Genomic DNA, 16,072 nt, shown 5'->3' with positions numbered 1-16,072 from the left:
TCGACGATGTTCGCGCTTACCCGCGCCTTCCAGCACGAACTGGGCATCAAGACGCTCGCCGACCGCTTCGGTCCGTTCACCATGGGCGAGCTGATCAAGCGCGGCGACCATCTTCGACGCCGGGATGCGCTGCTTCCCGATCTTCCAGTACGGTGCCCGCAAGCTCGGGGACTTCTCCTACTCCTCCGGCTACCAGCACGGCCTCAAGGCGCACGGGCGCGCCGAGCACTACGGTTTCAACCGGGGCACGACGATCTACTTCGCGGTCGACTACGACGCCACGAGCGAGGAGATCACCAGCAACATCCTCCCGTACTTCAACGGCGTGCGCTCCGCCCTGGCCTCCCCCGCGGTGACGTGGCGGGCTGGGGCGGCGACCTGATGACGTTCTACGGCGAGTGGCGCCGGGACCACGACAGGTACCCCGACGGCCGCGCCTACGGCAAGGCACGCCTCGCCAAGCCTGGTGTTCTGACGTCCTTCGGCTACACGGACCTGATCGAGGACGCCGACGGCTACCTCATCGCCAAGGCAGTCAAGGGTGGCAAGAACATAGCGGACGCCTTCCGCCGCCCACTATGTCGGCGGCGGCAACCTCACCCGCTTCCAGCGGTATTGCAACGAGCGGGGTCAGGGACGATCCGCCGTGCGGACGGGGAAGGTCGTGACAGCACTGAAAGACGAGAACCCCCTGTTCAGGAGCGGTTCATCAGCACTCGATGACGTTCACCGCGAGCCCGCCCCGCGCCGTCTCCTTGTACTTGGACTTCATGTCCGCGCCCGTCTCCTTCATCGTCTTGATGACCTTGTCGAGCGAGACGTGGTGCCTGCCGTCGCCGCGCAGCGCCATCCGGGCGGCGGTGACCGCCTTGACGGCCGCCATGCCGTTGCGCTCGATGCACGGGATCTGGACGAGGCCGCCGACCGGGTCGCAGGTGAGGCCGAGGTTGTGTTCCATGCCGATCTCGGCGGCGTTCTCGACCTGTTCCGGGCTGCCGCCGAGCACCTCCGCGAGGCCGCCGGCCGCCATGGAGCAGGCGGAGCCGACCTCGCCCTGGCAGCCGACCTCGGCGCCGGAGATGGAGGCGTTCTCCTTGAAGAGCATGCCGATCGCGCTCGCGGCGAGCAGGAAGCGGACGATGCCTTCCTCGTCCGCGCCCGGCACGAAGTTGATGTAGTAGTGCAGGACGGCGGGGATGATGCCGGCCGCGCCGTTGGTGGGGGCGGTGACGACGCGGCCGCCCGCCGCGTTCTCCTCGTTGACCGCCATCGCGTAGAGCGTGATCCACTCCATCGAGTGGGCCAGCGGGTCGCCCTCGGCGCGCAGTTGGCGGGCCGAGTTGGCGGCGCGGCGGCGGACCTTGAGGCCGCCGGGGAGGATGCCCTCGCGGGACATGCCTCGGGAGACGCACGCCTGCATGACCTGCCAGATCTCCAGCAGCCCGGTGCGGATCTCGTCCTCTGTGCGCCAGGTCTTCTCGTTCTCCAGCATCAGGGCGGCGATGGACAGGCCGGTCTCGCGGGAGAGGCGCAGCAGCTCGTCGCCGGTGCGGAAGGGGTACTTCAGCACGGTGTCGTCGAGCTTGATGCGTTCCTCGCCGACCGCGTCCTCGTCCACCACGAAGCCGCCGCCGACCGAGTAGTAGGTCTTCTCCAGCAGGGGCAGCCCGTCGGCGTCGTACGCGAAGAGGGTCATGCCGTTGGCGTGGTACGGGAGTGAGCGGCGGCGGTGCAGGATCAGCTGGGTCGGCTCGTGGAAGTCGATCTCGTGGGCGTCGCCGATCTCCGCGCCGAGCAGTCGCAGCCGCTTGGTGCTGCGGATGCGCTCGACCTCCTCGTCGGCGTGCTCGACGTCGACGCTGCGCGGGGAGTTTCCCTCCAGGCCGAGCAGTACGGCCTTCGGGGTGCCGTGGCCGTGTCCGGTGGCGCCGAGCGAGCCGAAGAGTTCGGCGCGCACGGAGGTGGTGTGGGCCAGCACACCGTCGTTCTTGAGGCGGCGGGCGAACATCAGCGCCGCGCGCATCGGGCCGACGGTGTGGGAACTGGACGGGCCGATGCCGATCGAGAAGAGGTCGAAGACGGATATGGCCATGGTGGCGGACTCCGGATCATCCCCGCGGTAGCGGGGAATGGGCCGCCGGGCACTCGGTGGGTAGCGAGTCAAGCCGACGGATGCGGGTGGTTTGCCGTATCAGGGCGGATACGTCTCATCGGGGCGGGAACGGTGACGTGTGCGCCGTTCCCGCCCCAGAACCGAGGCTACTTCAACCCGGGGTACAGCGGGTGCTTCGCGGCCAGCGCCGAGACGCGGGCGGCGAGCGCCTTGGAGATCGTCTCGTCGAAGGAGGGCTTCAGCGCCTCGGCGATGACGTCGGCGACCTCGCGGAAGTCGTCGGCGTCGAAGCCGCGGGTGGCCAGCGCAGGGGTGCCGATCCGCAGGCCCGAGGTGACCATCGGGGGCCGCGGGTCGTTCGGGATCGCGTTGCGGTTGACCGTGATGCCGACCTCGTGCAGCCGGTCCTCGGCCTGCTGGCCGTCCAGCTCACAGTTGCGCAGGTCCACCAGGACCAGGTGCACGTCCGTGCCGCCGGAGAGGACGGAGACGCCCGTCTCGGTGGCGTCGGGCAGCATCAGCCGCTCGGCGAGGATCTTGGCGCCTTCCAGCGTGCGCTGCTGGCGCTCCTTGAACTCCTCGGTGGCCGCGACCTTGAAGGAGACCGCCTTGGCCGCGATCACGTGCTCCAGCGGGCCGCCCTGCTGGCCGGGGAAGACCGCGGAGTTGATCTTCTTCGCGAGCTCGGCCTTGGACAGGATCACGCCGCCGCGCGGACCGCCGAGGGTCTTGTGCGTGGTGGTGGTGACGATGTCGGCGTACGGCACCGGGCTGGGGTGCAGTCCCGCGGCGACCAGGCCGGCGAAGTGTGCCATGTCCACCATCAGGTACGCGCCGACCTCGTCGGCGATCCGGCGGAACTCCGCGAAGTCGAGCTGCCGCGGGTAGGCGGACCAGCCCGCGATGATCATCTGCGGGCGGTGCTCCTTGGCGAGGCGCTCGACCTCCTCCATGTCGACGATGTTGGTCTTCTCGTCGACGTGGTAGGCCGCGACCTTGTAGAGCTTGCCGGAGAAGTTGATCTTCATGCCGTGGGTCAGGTGGCCACCGTGGGCCAGCGCCAGGCCGAGGATCGTGTCACCGGGCTTGAGCAGCGCGAACATCGCGGCGGCGTTGGCCGAGGCGCCGGAGTGCGGCTGGACGTTCGCGGCCTCGGCCCCGAAGAGGGCCTTGACGCGGTCGATCGCGATCTGCTCGATGACGTCCACGTGCTCGCAGCCGCCGTAGTAGCGGCGGCCGGGGTAGCCCTCGGCGTACTTGTTGGTGAGAACCGACCCCTGGGCTTCGAGGACGGCGACCGGAGCGAAGTTCTCCGAGGCGATCATCTCAAGGGTGGACTGCTGGCGGACGAGCTCGGCGTCGACGGCGGCGGCGACGTCCGGGTCGAGCTCGTGGAGGGAGGCGTTGAGAAGCGACATCAGGTATTCGTGTCTTCCCGTGAGGTGTGGACCCGTGCGGTGTGTTCAGTTGCCGGTGAAGGCGGTGTACTCGTCGGCGGAGAGCAGATCCGCCGGTTCCTTCTCGACCTTCACCTTGAACAGCCAGCCACCCTCGAAGGGTGCGGAGTTCACCAGCGCCGGGTCGTCGACGACGTCCTGGTTGGTCTCGGTGATCTCGCCGGTGACCGGTGCGTAGAGGTCGCTGACCGACTTGGTCGACTCCAGCTCACCGCAGGTCTCGCCGGCGGTGACGGTGTCGCCCACCTCGGGGAGCTGGACGAAGACGACGTCACCGAGCGCGTCGGCGGCGTGCGAGGTGATGCCCACGGTGGACACGCCCTCTACCGGGGCGGTGAGCCACTCGTGCTCTTTGCTGTAGCGCAGCTGCTGGGGGTTGCTCATGGCGGAATTCTCCCGGATCTGAAGGGGTGCTCGCGCAGCGGGGCGTACGAATGGACGCGAGATCGGCTGGGACGACGGCGGGGCGGCGGACGAACGGCGGCCCGCCGGCGCAGGCCCGGTGGGCGGACCGGCGCTCGGGCGGGTCAGCGCTCGCGCTTGTAGAACGGCAGCGCGACGACGTCGTACGGCTCATGGGTCCCGCGGATGTCGACCGCGACACCCGGCGTCGGGCCGGCCGGGGAAGCCTCGGCGTCGGCTCCGGCGGGGGCCGCCGCGTAGCCGGCGTCCACGTAGGCGATGGCGATCGGCTTGCCGAGGGTGGGGGAGGGGGCGCCCGAGGTGACCTCGCCGATGACGGCGCCGGTCGAGGCGTCCACGACCGCGAATCCGGCGCGCGGCACCCGGCGGCCGGCGGCGATCAGGCCGACCAGCTTGCGCGGCGGCGCGCTCTGCGCCTTGGCGGCGGCCTCGGCGAGCGCCTCGCGCCCGACGAAGCGGCCCTCGTTCGTCGTCTTCTCGAACTTCACGACCCGGCCGAGACCGGCGTCGAAGGGGGTGGTCCGGCTGGTCAGCTCGTGCCCGTAGAGCGGCATGCCCGCCTCCAGGCGCAGCGTGTCCCGGCAGGACAGGCCGCACGGTACGAGACCGACGCCCGCGCCCGCCCCGACAAGCGCCTGCCACAGGGCGACCGCGTCGGAGGGCGCGACGAACAGTTCGAAGCCGTCCTCGCCGGTGTAGCCGGTGCGGGCGATCAGGGCGGGGACGCCCGCGACGGTGCCCGGCAACCCGGCGTAGTACTTGAGGCCGTCCAGGTCGGCGTCGGTCAGGCCCTTGAGGATGCCGGCCGACTCCGGGCCCTGGATGGCGAGCAGCGCGTAGTTCTCGCGGTCGTCGCGGACCTCCGCGTCGAATCCGGCGGCCCGCTCGGTGAGCGCGTCCAGCACCACCTGGGAGTTCGAGGCGTTGGCGACGACCATGAATTCGCTCTCGCCGAGGCGGTAGACGATGAGGTCGTCGAGGATGCCGCCGTCGGCGGCGCAGATCATGGTGTAGCGGGCCCGGCCGACGGCCACCGCCGAGATGTTGCCGACCAGCGCGTAGTCCAGCAGGTCGGCGGCCCGCGGTCCGGTCAGGGTGATCTCGCCCATGTGGGAGAGGTCGAAGAGCCCGGCGCGGGCCCGGACGGCGAGGTGCTCGTCGCGCTCGCTGGCGTAGCGCAGCGGCATGTCCCAGCCGGCGAAGTCGGTCATGGTCGCGCCGAGCGAGCGGTGCAGCGCGTCGAGGGCGGTGCGGCGGGGCGCCGCGGTGTCCTCGGGCGGAGTGGTCTGAGCAGTCATCGGTTGGCTCCCAGGCGTGGATGGCGTGGCGATGTCGGACGGGTCGTCTGCCGCCGGTATGGAGCGACGGCGGAACGACGGGAACGACAAAGCACAGCCTCCCCATCTGTCATCGGAACCTGAGAGGTTCACCGCGGTCCCGGTGAGGGGAGCGGTTTGCACCTTGGGTGGAGCCGCGGGCTGCGGCTCGCTTTTCAGATCTGCCTCGCCCGCGCGGTATCAGGGGCCTGAGAGATTCAAGGGAGGACTTGCTCCTTCGGCGCCCCGGCGTCCGGCGGTGTACTACCGGTTCCGGGGACTCTCCCGCGCGGATTCAAGCGGCCGTTATGGAGTTGGCGTGGACATCATTGCACGCGTGCGCGACGGGTGAACTTCGCGGGCCGAATCTCTTCGGACGGCCGCCGCGCTCCCCCTCGTACGCCCGCCGTACCCCCGCTCCGTGCCCGGCTCACGCCCGCCGTACGAGGGGGACGCCCACTGGTGGCACGGCGTTCACCTTGAACCCCATTACCTTTTCTTGACACTCTTCGGGGACAGCGGCAGTGACCGGACCGGGGAGGACGATCACGGTGCAGAGCCATGGTGCGTACGCGACACAGCAAGGGGTCGCGCACGGCGCGGTCCCGCAACAGCCCGCACGGGCCGGGAGCGGCGGGGTGCCGCGCGCCCGGCGGCTCCGCTATGCCGTGGGGGACCTCGTGGTCGTCTCCGGTCTGCCCGGCAGTGGCAAGAGCACCTTGATCCGGCGGACGGTGCCCGGCCTCGACGACCGGGGCGGCCCGGTGCTGCGGATCGACTCCCAGGACATGCGGGAGCAGTGGGCGCGCAGGCTGCCCGCGTGGCTGCCGTACGCCCTCTACCGGCCGCTGGTCCGGCTCGCCCACTACCGGGGGCTGCGCGACGCGCTGCGCTCGGGCGCGAGCGTGGTGGTGCACGACTGCGGGACGCTCGCCTGGGTCCGCCGCCGGCTGGCCCAGGACGCGCGGCGGCGGGGCCGCGAGCTGCATCTCGTCCTGCTGGACGTGCCGCCCGAGCTCGCCCTCGCCGGGCAGGCCTCGCGCGGCCGTGACGTCTCGGGCTACGCCTTCGCGCGGCACCGCAGGGCGGTCGGGCGGCTGATCGCGGAGGCGGACGCGGGGGTGCTGCCGCGGGGGTGTGCGTCGGCGGTGGTGCTGGGGCGCGCGGAGGTCGACGCGTTGAGCTTGATCGGGTTCGACTAGTGGTTCGACCAGTGGTTTGACCAGTGGTTTGACCAGTGGGGTGAGCGCGATGGCTGACCGGGTCCGCCGGTGGAGGGATGCCCTCGGCGACTGAGGACGGTGCGGCCGAACGACGCGAAACCCTGGGGGCGCCTCCCGGACACCGGTCGGGGGGAGGACCTCAGCCGGTCCTCCCCCAGTCGCGCCTATTCCAGTTGCGAGGTGAGAGGCAGGCCCGTGAGAGGCAGGCCGATGACTTCCGCGAGCTTGCCCAGCCCGTGACCGGCCACGGCGGTCCCCAAACCGGACACTTCGGCCATCGCTTTGGCGAGGTCGGACACCGTGGGCAGCGGAGCGTCGGCGGCCCTCGCCCTGATCAGTGAGTCGGTCTTCGCCCGAAGGGCGGCGCGTACCTTGCGGTCCGCCGGGGACGCGGCGTCCTTGGAGTTCGCGCCCAGTGCCGCGGAGGGGGCCGGCCCGTCCGTCTCGCCACCGCTCCTGGACTGCAGGCTGGGCCCCTGGGCCTTCGCGAGGGCGTAGGCGTCGACGACGGCGTCAGCGGCGTCGTCGAGCCTGGCGGCGTCGGCGGCGGGCAGCCTCCCGCTCGGAGCGCCCGTCAAGGCGCCGAGCAAATCGGTGACCGGCTTGAGCAGAGCGGACAGCGGGCCCAGCGGGTCGCCCTGGCCGGCCGGAAGGGCGGCCGAGGGTGCGGCCGGGACGGTTCCGACGGACCGCGCGGGGTCCTGCTCGGTCACCGCGACTGCCGTTCCGGCGGTTCCGAGGACGAGCGCACCGGCTACGAGCGAGGAGACCAGGACGCCGGTCTTTCGAGTGGGATGCATATCTGGGGGTCCTTTCGGTAGTGCGGACCGGTACAGCGGACATCGCTGCCATCGGGGGGCGGCCCGGAGGCGATTTCCCGCCACTTCCTGCCGTTCCCTGGTTCCACCGTCCGGACCGCCGGGCACACTCCGCAACTGGACGGACACCCAGCGTTTCCGGGTTGGCGTCCGGGGCACCGCCGTGACCTGGACCTTTGTCGTGAATTCCGGCCGAGGGCGAGCCCTGTCGGCGGTGCAGCCGTTAGGGTGCCGGTGCAGGTCGGAACGAGACGGCGGTTGGACGAGATGAACATCCCGGAGCAGCACGAGCACTCCCTGGCGCTGGGCGGAATACCCGGCGGATCCTCGGCGGGACACCCCGTAGGACCCCTGGCGGGACACCCCGCAGGGCCTCCGGCGGGATACCCCGCAGGGCCCCCCGTCGAGCACCCCGGTGGTTTCCCCGCCAATGAGCTGGAGGAGGTGCTCGCCGCCTCGCTCGGCACGCCCGGCGCGGGCGCCCGCATCCTGGAGGTGCTCGGCCGCAGCCACCTCTGGGTGCCGCTGCCCAACGGCGGCGGACCCGGCAGCCCGGATCTGGACCTGCCGACGATGGAGATCCAGGGCGGCGCGTACGTCCCGGTCTTCAGCTCGGAGCAGCAGTTCCGCCAGGTCGTCGGCGTGCGTATGTCGTTCACCGTGGCCCCGGCCCGCGAGTTCGCGCGCGGGCTGCCGCCGCAGGTCGGTCTCGCCGTCAACCCCGACGGAGCGGTCGGCGTGCCGCTGCCGCCCGCCGCCGTCGCCGAGCTGTGCCGGGTGGGCCGCAGTCAGCTGGACGGACCGGCGGGGGGAGGCCGGGTGCGGCTCTTCGAGCCCGACTGGCAGGACGAACCGGTCGATTTCCTGGCCGCCGCCGCACACGAGTTCTCGGCCACCGGCAATGTGCTCTCCGCGCGCCGCGCGCTGGCCAGCGTCGAGGGCGGCGAGCCGGCGCTGTTCGTCGGCGTCGCGCTCTCCCGCTGGGAGCCGTCCGACCGGGAGGCCGCGATGGACGCGCTGGGACGGGCCCTGGGGGCGGTCCCGGTGCGCTGGCCGGTGCAGTTGGTGCTGCTGGACATCGCCAAGGACCGGGTCGGCGACTGGATGCTGGAGTGGGTCCGTCCGTTCTTCGCATGGGACCGCTGAGCGCCTCGGGGCGCCTACGGGCCGCGCCGGGATTGTCCGGTGACTGCCCGGTGAGTACTCCAAGAGGAGCCTCGACGGGCTCGTAAGCTGGTTGGATGGCCGAGACGGGGCGCACGCACGTGCCTTGGAACGGGGGACAGGCCGGATGGCCGGAAGAAGGGGCGGAACCACGTGAGCGCGGGAGGCGGACCAGCGGCAGCGGGCCAGGTCGAGCAGATGCTGCGGCAGGTCACCCCGGGCCGGTTGGACGCCTACGAGGCGCTGCTGCTGGCCCTCACCGGCGATCAGGTGTGGATGCTGCTCTGGCACGGCCAGGCCGGCTCCCCCGACGCCCAGTACGGGAACATGGAGGTCGACGGGCTCGGCTACGCGCCCTGCGTGACCTCCGCGCAGGAGCTGGCCGCGAGTGGCTGGAATCGTGCGCATGAGGTCGTGTCCGGACGGGACATCGCCACCGCGCTCTTCCCCGACCGCTGGGGCCTGTGGCTCAACCCGCACGCCCCCGGCGGCGGCGTCGGCATCCCCTGGCTGGACCTGCGCCGGATCGCCGGCGGTCTCGACCGGCTGCCCGCCGGACCGCTGCGCATCACCGACCCGGCCATCGAACTGCCGCAGTTCTACGCCCAGCTGACCCAGAACGCGCACCGCACGCCCGCCGTCCGGGCGCTGCGCCGGGCCTGGGTGCAGCCCGCCCTCGGCGCACCGTATCTGGCGATTGGTCTGGATCTGTACGACACCGGGCAACAAGCGGTGGATTCGGTCCGGTTGATGATGCAGCAGTCGATCGGCGCGGTGCCGGACGGGCTGCCGGTCTCGACGGTCGCGATGACCGACGACTACGACCCGGTGGCGATGTGGATGCGCGCCAACAGCCGCCCGTTCTTCGACCGGGACGCCTTCGGCGGCGGAGCGGCCGCGCCGGCCCAGTCGTACGGCTACGGATACCCGCGCCCCTACTGACGGGCGCGGACGGGCGCGGACGAGCGCGGACGAGCGCCGACGGGTGCGGACGCGCGCCGGCGAGTACTGACAGGTACTGGCAGGCGCTGACAGGTACGGAGAGGTGTCCCGCACGGCTCGCAACGAGGCCGTTTCGCGATGGATTACCCCGATAAAACCCATGGTCGGAGCCTGTTCAGCGGGCCCGGTGATCCGCTCAGTCGCAGCCGCTGTCCGTATAACGGAAGGCCCGTTCCCGCATCACGGTTGCGCAAACATTCACCGTCAGGGCTGGCGCGTGATCGTGAATGCGTTGAAGACTCCCGCAGCAAGGGTCTTCGCCCTTGTGTACGGGACGTGCCTCGGGTGAACTTCTGCACCGTTCGCACGACTTGCACCCGTGATCCAACTGATCTGAACCAAGCCGCTACAGCGGCGGGCGCGGGCCGACCACCGTCGGCCGAGAGGGGTCAAACGCACCGTGACCGCACCGATCGAGACCACCGGGGCGGAAGCCGAGGCGCAGCCGGAGGCTGTCCTCACCGGGGTCAAACGAAGCCAGATCGAGGGACGCTCCCTCGGCCAGATCGCCTGGATGCGATTCAAGCGTGACAAGGTCGCCGTCGTCGGCGCCGTCGTCGTGCTGCTCCTGGTGCTGATGGCCGTGCTGGCGAAGCCGATCCAGTCGGTGTTCGGGCTCGACCCCAACGCTTTCAACCAGAACCTGATCGACCCCGAACTGCTCGCGCCCAAGGGCGGATGGGGCGGCATGAGCTGGGATCACCCGCTCGGTGTCGACCCGCAGTACGGCCGCGACCTGCTGGCCCGCATCATCGAGGGCTCGTGGGTGTCACTGCTGGTCGCCGCGGGCGCCACGCTGCTCTCCGTCGTCCTGGGCACGATCATGGGCGTCATCGCCGGGTTCTACGGCGGCTGGGTGGACAGCATCATCAGCCGGACCATGGACACCTTCCTGGCCTTTCCGCTGCTGCTGTTCGCGATCTCCATTTCCGCCTCGCTGCAGGACGGGGCGTTCGGCCTGGAGGGTCTGCCGCTGCGGGTCAGCGTGCTGATCTTCGTGATCGGGTTCTTCAACTGGCCCTATATGGGCCGTATCGTCCGGGCCCAGACGCTCAGCCTGCGCGAGCGGGAGTTCGTCGAGGCGTCGCGGAGCCTGGGCGCCCGAGGGCCGTTCATTCTCTTCCGTGAACTGCTGCCCAACCTGGTCGCTCCGATCCTCGTCTACTCGACGCTGCTGATCCCGACCAACATCCTCTTCGAGGCCGCGCTCAGCTTCCTCGGCGTGGGTATCGCGCCGCCGCAGGCGTCGTGGGGCGGCATGCTCACCAGCGCGACCGATCTGTACGAGGTCGACATGCAGTACATGCTCGTGCCGGGCTTGGCGATCTTTGTCACGGTCTTGGCGTTCAACCTGCTGGGCGATGGGCTGAGAGACGCCCTCGACCCCCGCAGCAAGTGATGATGCGTCGATCGAGGGGGCTTTCCTCAGGATGAACACTAGAAAAGCGACAGCTGCGGTGGCGATCACCGTGGCGCTGGCGCTGGGGGCATCCGCGTGCGGTGGCTCGAAGGACAGCGACGGCAAGGGTGGCGGCTCCTCCAAGGCGGATGCCGGTCTCACCTCGCTGGTGAACAAGTCCGATAAGAAGGGGGGGACGGTCACCCTTGAGCACCCGGACGTGCCGGACTCCCTGGACCCGGGCAACACGTACTACGGCTGGGTGCAGAACTTCTCCCGCCTGTACGGTCGTTCGCTGACGAGCTTCGACCCGAAGGCGGGCAAGGACGGCCTCAAGGTCGTCCCCGACCTGGCGGAGAAGCTCGGCGAGGCCAGCGCGGATGCCAAGACGTGGACCTACACCCTGCGCAAGGGCGTGAAGTTCGAGGACGGCACCCCGGTGACGTCCAAGGACGTCAAGTACGCGGTCGAGCGCAGCAACTTCGCGCCCGAGGCGCTGTCGAACGGCCCGACGTATTTCAAGGCGTACCTTGAGGGCGGCGACAAGTACAAGGGTCCGTACAAGAACAAGTCCGAGGACGGCCTCAAGTCCATTGAGACCCCCGACGACCAGACGATCATCTTCAACCTGAAGAAGCCCTTCGCGGACTTCGACTACCTCGCGACCTTCTCGCAGACGGCCCCCGTGCCGGCGAAGGCCGACAAGGGCGCGTCGTACGTGAAGAAGATCGTCTCGTCCGGCCCGTACAAGTTCCAGTCCTACCAGGAGGGCCGCAGCGCCACCCTGGTGCGCAACCCGCAGTGGGACAAGAAGACCGACCCGATCCGCCCGGCGCTGCCGGACAAGATCAACATTCGGTTCAAGGTCAACGCGGTCACGATCGACAACAACCTCCTCGCCGACAACATCACGGCGGCGGCCGAGGGCCTCGGACTGCAGTCGAAGACGCAGCCGAAGGTCATCACCCAGAAGGACGAGCTCGCGCGGACGGACAACCCGTACGCCGGCGCCACGAGTTACATGGCGATGAACCTCAAGGTGAAGCCCTTCGACAACGTCGACTGCCGCAAGGCGGTCCAGTGGGCGGTCGACAAGGCATCGGTCCAGAGCGTGATCGGCGGCGACAAGAAGGGCGACGTCGCCAGCACGCTGCTGCCGCCTTCGGTCAACGGCTACTCCAAGTTCGACCTGTACCAGACCCCGGGCAACAAGGGTGACGTCGCCAAGGCGAAGGCGTCCCTGAAGAAGTGCGGCAAGCCGAACGGCTTCAAGACGACGCTGACCGCGCGCTCGGACCGTCCTGACGAGGTCTCGATGGCGACCGCGATCCAGGAGTCGCTGAAGAAGATCAAGGTCTCCGCGGAGATCAAGACCTTCCCGGCGGGCAAGTACTTCGCCAACTTCGTGGGTGTGCCCAGCTACGTCCACGAGCACAAGATCGGCCTCATGATGATGGCCTGGGGCGCTGACTGGCCGACCGGCTTCGGCTTCCTGGACCAGATCGTCAACGGTTCGGCGATCAAGCCGTCCGGTGGCAACAACCTCATGGAGCTCGACGACAAGAAGATCAACGCGACCCTGACCAAGGGCATCGGCACCACGGACGCCGCCGAGCGCACCAAGATCTGGGGCGAGGTCGACAAGCTGGTCATGGAGAACGCCTCCGCCGTGCCGCTTCTCTACCGCAAGAACTTCCTGTACCGGCCGAAGTCCGCGACGAACGTCACGGTGACCCAGGCGTACCTCGGTATGTACGACTACCTGCTGATCGGCTCCTCCAAGTAGCAGCGGCCCAGCCGCCGATTTCCTCGAAAGGCAGGTGAAGGCACTGGCGTCCGTCGGACCGGGTAACCCCCGGTCCGGCGGGCCCGGCGCCGGACGGCTGTGACTGCGTACATCATCCGACGCGTTTTCGCCGCGGTGCTACTGCTGCTGGTGGTCAGCGCAGTCACCTTCGCGATCTTCTTCCTGGTCCCCCGCCTAGGCGGGCAAACGGTCACACAGTTGGCCACCCAATACGTAGGCAAGGACGCCAACCCGGAGTCCATCGCCGCCATCAAGAAAAACCTCGGCTTCGACCAGCCGCTGTACGCGCAGTACTGGCAGTTCATCAAGGCGATCTTCGTCGGGGCGAAGTACAACTTCGGCCCGGACGCCTCGGTGTGTCACGCACCCTGCTTCGGCTACTCGTTCAAGCAGCACGTCGAGGTCTGGCCCGAGATCACCGCCCGTATCCCGGTCACGCTCTCCCTCGCCATCGGCGCGGCGGTGCTGTGGCTGATATCCGGTGTGGCGATCGGCGTCCTCTCGGCGCTCCGGCGCGGCTCGATCTTCGACCGCATCGCCATGGGCGTCGCGCTGGCCGGCGTCTCGCTGCCGATGTTCTTCACCGGCACGCTCTGCCTGGCGCTGTTCACCTATCAATGGCCCATCTGGGAAAATCTCCAATATGTGCCATTCGGGGAGAATCCGGCCGAATGGTTCTGGAACCTGATCATCCCGTGGTGCACCCTCGCCTTCCTCTACTCCGCGCTGTACGCCCGACTAACGCGGGCAGGCATGCTGGAGACGATGGGCGAGGACTACATCCGCACCGCACGGGCCAAGGGCCTGCGGGAGAGCAAGGTCGTCACCAAGCACGGTCTGCGCGCCGCGCTCACCCCGATCGTCACCATCTTCGGCATGGACTTCGGTCTGCTGCTCGGCGGCGCCGTCATCACCGAGACGGTCTTCTCGTTCAACGGCATGGGTGCGTACGCCATCCAGGCCGTGAAGGACAACGACCTGCCGATCGTGATGGGTGTGACGCTGACCGCCGCCTTCTTCATCGTCTTCTGCAATCTGCTGGTGGACCTGGTGTACGCCGCCATCGACCCCAGGGTGAGGTACTCGTGAGCGAGCTCGAAAAGAAGCCGGCGGCGGCCGTCGGCGAGCCGGTGGCGACCCCGCCGGCCGCCGCCCCGGAGACCTTCCTCTCGGTACGCGACCTGCGCATCCACTTCGACACCGACGACGGCCTGGTCAAGTCCGTCGACGGGATCAGCTTCGACGTGCAGCGCGGCAGAACGCTGGGCATCGTCGGCGAGTCCGGCTCCGGCAAGTCCGTGACCTCACTGGGTGTCATGGGCCTGCACCGCGCGGGCAGCGCCCGCATCAGCGGTGAGGTCTGGCTCGACGGCGAAGAGCTGATCGGCGCCGACCCGGACCGGGTGCGCCGGTTGCGCGGCAGCAAAATGGCGATGATCTTCCAGGATCCGCTCACCGCGCTGCACCCGTACTACACGATCGGGGCGCAGATCTCCGAGGGCTACCGGGTGCACAACAAGGTCGACAAGAAGACCGCCCGCAAGCGGTCCGTCGAGATGCTGGACCGGGTGGGCATCCCGGAGCCCGACCAGCGCTTCGACGACTACCCGCACCAGTTCTCCGGCGGTATGCGCCAGCGCGCCATGATCGCGATGGCACTGGTCAACAACCCCGAGCTGCTGATCGCCGACGAGCCGACCACCGCCCTGGACGTCACCGTCCAGGCGCAGATCCTGGACCTGATCCGCGATCTGCAGAAGGAGTTCGGCTCCGGCGTCATCATCATCACCCACGACCTGGGCGTCGTCGCCGAACTGGCCGACGACATCATGGTGATGTACGGCGGCAAGGCCATCGAGCGGGGCACCGCGGAGAAGGTCTTCTACGAGCCACAGCACCCCTATACCTGGGGCCTGCTGGGATCGATGCCGCGCATCGACCGCGAGCAGACCGCCCGGCTCATCCCGGTCAAGGGCACTCCGCCCAGCCTGATCAACGTGCCCAGCGGCTGCGCCTTCCACCCCCGCTGCCCGTACGCGGACGTGCCGGCCAACGACGCGAGCCGCACCGAGATCCCGCTGCTCCGTGAGGTCGGCGAGGGGCACTTCGCGGCCTGCCACATGACGCAGGACGAGCGGTCGCGCATCTGGACCGAAGAGATTGCGCCCAAGCTGTGAAGGACCAGGCTGTGCCCGAGAAGCCCGAGGACCCCCAGAAAGCACAAGAACCCCAGAAAGCACAGCCCGGCAAGAGCGGGCCGCAAGAGAGCGCGGCCGGACCCAAGTCTTCGCTGCGCAAGCCGTCGGTCGCCGACGGGGAGCCGTTGCTCAAGGTGTCCGGCCTGGTGAAGCACTTCCCGATCACCAAGGGAGTGCTGAGCCGGCAGGTCGGCGCGGTGCAGGCGGTGGACGGCATCGACTTCGACGTACGGCCGGGGGAGACCCTGGGCGTGGTCGGCGAGTCGGGCTGCGGCAAGTCGACGATGGGACGGCTGATCACCCGGCTGCTGGAGCCGACGGCCGGGAAGGTCGAGTTCCAGGGGCGTGACATCACGCACCTGAGCGCGGGCAAGATGCGGCCGATGCGCCGCGACGTCCAGATGATCTTCCAGGACCCGTACTCCTCGCTGAACCCGCGGCACACCGTCGGCGCGATCGTCAGCACGCCGTTCCGGCTCCAGAACGTCACGCCCGCGGGCGGGGTGAAGAAGGAGGTGCAGAGCCTCCTGGAGCTGGTGGGCCTCAACCCCGAGCACTACAACCGCTATCCGCACGAGTTCTCCGGCGGCCAGCGGCAGCGCATCGGGATCGCCCGCGCGCTCGCGCTCAAGCCGAAGCTGGTCGTCGCGGACGAGCCGGTCTCGGCGCTGGACGTGTCGATCCAGGCCCAGGTGGTCAACCTGCTGGACGACCTCCAGGACGAGCTGGGCCTGACGTATGTGATCATCGCGCACGACCTGTCCGTCATCCGGCATGTGTCGGACCGGATCGCGGTCATGTACCTGGGCAAGATCGTCGAACTCGCCGACCGGGACGCGCTGTACGGGGCGCCCATGCACCCGTACACCAACGCGCTGATGTCCGCGGTGCCGGTGCCCGACCCCAAGCGGCGCACCCAGCGCGAGCGCATCCTGCTCAAGGGCGATGTGCCCTCGCCGATCAACCCGCCGTCCGGCTGCCGGTTCCACACCCGGTGCTGGAAGGCGACCGAGGTGTGCAAGACGACCGAGCCGCCGCTGATCGCGCTCAAGACCGGCCACCAGGTGGCGTGCCACCACCCGGAGAACGCTCCGGACCAGGTGCCGGGCGAGTCGTCGGGTGTACAGAGGTCAACGGGCATGTAGCGCATGA

General features: G+C 69.3%; 15 protein-coding genes and 1 riboswitch. Of the genes, 10 read left to right on the top strand and 5 right to left on the bottom strand.

The window, feature by feature from the left end; translation table 11 throughout:
* Positions 1–124 precede the first annotated feature (124 nt).
* Positions 125–382: a DUF1906 domain-containing protein gene (locus QMK28_RS08150; RefSeq protein WP_326436346.1), complete on the top strand. Its 258-nt coding sequence runs from the start codon at positions 125–127 to the stop codon at positions 380–382.
* A complete protein-coding gene (locus QMK28_RS08145; protein WP_326436345.1) occupies positions 382–723 on the top strand; it encodes a hypothetical protein in 342 nt (113 codons plus the stop codon). Before QMK28_RS08150 ends, QMK28_RS08145 begins: the two co-directional genes overlap by 1 nt.
* On the opposite strand, the gene QMK28_RS08140 is transcribed toward QMK28_RS08145, so the two are convergent.
* The 4 genes from QMK28_RS08140 to gcvT all read right to left on the bottom strand — a co-directional run bounded on the left by QMK28_RS08140 (position 710) and on the right by gcvT (position 5,291).
* Positions 710–2,092, bottom strand: a complete 1,383-nt coding sequence (locus QMK28_RS08140) for an L-serine ammonia-lyase (protein WP_326436344.1) — start codon at positions 2,090–2,092, stop codon at positions 710–712. The genes QMK28_RS08145 and QMK28_RS08140 overlap by 14 nt on opposite strands.
* A 167-nt stretch (positions 2,093–2,259) precedes the next feature.
* Positions 2,260–3,531 (bottom strand): serine hydroxymethyltransferase, encoded by a 1,272-nt coding sequence (glyA, locus tag QMK28_RS08135; RefSeq protein WP_326436343.1) that lies wholly within the window; start codon positions 3,529–3,531, stop codon positions 2,260–2,262.
* 45 nt (positions 3,532–3,576) lie between these two features.
* Positions 3,577–3,954: a glycine cleavage system protein GcvH gene (gene gcvH / locus QMK28_RS08130; protein ID WP_326436342.1), complete on the bottom strand. Its 378-nt coding sequence runs from the start codon at positions 3,952–3,954 to the stop codon at positions 3,577–3,579.
* Positions 3,955–4,097: 143 nt separating this feature from the next.
* On the bottom strand, positions 4,098–5,291 hold the full coding sequence (gcvT, locus tag QMK28_RS08125) for a glycine cleavage system aminomethyltransferase GcvT (RefSeq protein WP_326436341.1): 1,194 nt from the start codon (positions 5,289–5,291) through the stop codon (positions 4,098–4,100).
* 204 nt (positions 5,292–5,495) lie between these two features.
* Positions 5,496–5,607: riboswitch (glycine riboswitch) on the bottom strand.
* A 247-nt stretch (positions 5,608–5,854) separates the two neighbouring features.
* Between gcvT and QMK28_RS08120 the strand changes: the two genes are divergently transcribed.
* Entirely contained in the window at positions 5,855–6,511 is a 657-nt protein-coding gene (locus tag QMK28_RS08120) for an AAA family ATPase (protein ID WP_326436375.1), read from the top strand.
* 185 nt (positions 6,512–6,696) lie between these two features.
* Here QMK28_RS08120 and QMK28_RS08115 read toward each other — a convergent pair whose 3' ends face one another.
* Positions 6,697–7,332, bottom strand: coding sequence for a hypothetical protein (locus QMK28_RS08115; RefSeq protein WP_326436340.1), 636 nt, complete (start codon positions 7,330–7,332; stop codon positions 6,697–6,699).
* 285 nt (positions 7,333–7,617) lie between these two features.
* Here QMK28_RS08115 and QMK28_RS08110 point away from each other — a divergent pair, with 285 nt between their 5' ends.
* The 7 genes from QMK28_RS08110 (at position 7,618) to QMK28_RS08080 (ending at position 16,065) form a co-directional block, all read left to right on the top strand.
* Entirely contained in the window at positions 7,618–8,496 is an 879-nt protein-coding gene (locus QMK28_RS08110) for an enhanced serine sensitivity protein SseB (protein WP_443050581.1), read from the top strand.
* Positions 8,497–8,712: 216 nt separating this feature from the next.
* Positions 8,713–9,456, top strand: coding sequence for an enhanced serine sensitivity protein SseB C-terminal domain-containing protein (locus QMK28_RS08105; protein ID WP_326436374.1), 744 nt, complete (start codon positions 8,713–8,715; stop codon positions 9,454–9,456).
* Between the two features lie 460 nt (positions 9,457–9,916).
* Positions 9,917–10,915 (top strand): ABC transporter permease, encoded by a 999-nt coding sequence (locus QMK28_RS08100; RefSeq protein WP_326436338.1) that lies wholly within the window; start codon positions 9,917–9,919, stop codon positions 10,913–10,915.
* A gap of 31 nt (positions 10,916–10,946) precedes the next feature.
* Entirely contained in the window at positions 10,947–12,701 is a 1,755-nt protein-coding gene (locus QMK28_RS08095; protein WP_326436337.1) for an ABC transporter substrate-binding protein, read from the top strand.
* Positions 12,702–12,800: 99 nt separating this feature from the next.
* On the top strand, positions 12,801–13,811 hold the full coding sequence (locus tag QMK28_RS08090) for an ABC transporter permease (protein ID WP_326436336.1): 1,011 nt from the start codon (positions 12,801–12,803) through the stop codon (positions 13,809–13,811).
* 41 nt (positions 13,812–13,852) lie between these two features.
* Complete coding sequence (locus QMK28_RS08085; protein ID WP_443050580.1) at positions 13,853–14,899, top strand: ABC transporter ATP-binding protein; 1,047 nt, start codon at positions 13,853–13,855, stop codon at positions 14,897–14,899.
* A 113-nt stretch (positions 14,900–15,012) separates the two neighbouring features.
* Positions 15,013–16,065 carry an ABC transporter ATP-binding protein gene (locus QMK28_RS08080; RefSeq protein WP_326436373.1) on the top strand — a complete coding sequence of 351 codons (1,053 nt, stop codon included), beginning with the start codon at positions 15,013–15,015 and terminating at the stop codon, positions 16,063–16,065.
* Positions 16,066–16,072 lie beyond the last annotated feature (7 nt).

Origin of the sequence: Streptomyces sp. H27-D2 (genome assembly GCF_035828615.1) — a bacterium.
Lineage (GTDB): Bacteria > Actinomycetota > Actinomycetes > Streptomycetales > Streptomycetaceae > Streptomyces.
This window is presented reverse-complemented; position numbering and strand designations above follow the sequence as displayed.

Bases quoted from the DNA above. Each gene is read 5' to 3' on its own strand.
- QMK28_RS08150 (WP_326436346.1), top strand. From the start codon at position 125: ATGCGCTGCTTCCCGATCTTCCAGTACGGTGCCCGCAAGCTCGGGGAC.
- QMK28_RS08145 (WP_326436345.1), top strand. From the start codon at position 382: ATGACGTTCTACGGCGAGTGGCGCCGGGACCACGACAGGTACCCCGAC.
- QMK28_RS08140 (WP_326436344.1), bottom strand. From the start codon at position 2,092: ATGGCCATATCCGTCTTCGACCTCTTCTCGATCGGCATCGGCCCGTCC.
- glyA (WP_326436343.1), bottom strand. From the start codon at position 3,531: ATGTCGCTTCTCAACGCCTCCCTCCACGAGCTCGACCCGGACGTCGCC.
- gcvH (WP_326436342.1), bottom strand. From the start codon at position 3,954: ATGAGCAACCCCCAGCAGCTGCGCTACAGCAAAGAGCACGAGTGGCTC.
- gcvT (WP_326436341.1), bottom strand. From the start codon at position 5,291: ATGACTGCTCAGACCACTCCGCCCGAGGACACCGCGGCGCCCCGCCGC.
- QMK28_RS08115 (WP_326436340.1), bottom strand. From the start codon at position 7,332: ATGCATCCCACTCGAAAGACCGGCGTCCTGGTCTCCTCGCTCGTAGCC.
- QMK28_RS08110 (WP_443050581.1), top strand. From the start codon at position 7,618: ATGAACATCCCGGAGCAGCACGAGCACTCCCTGGCGCTGGGCGGAATA.
- QMK28_RS08105 (WP_326436374.1), top strand. From the start codon at position 8,713: ATGCTGCGGCAGGTCACCCCGGGCCGGTTGGACGCCTACGAGGCGCTG.
- QMK28_RS08095 (WP_326436337.1), top strand. From the start codon at position 10,947: ATGAACACTAGAAAAGCGACAGCTGCGGTGGCGATCACCGTGGCGCTG.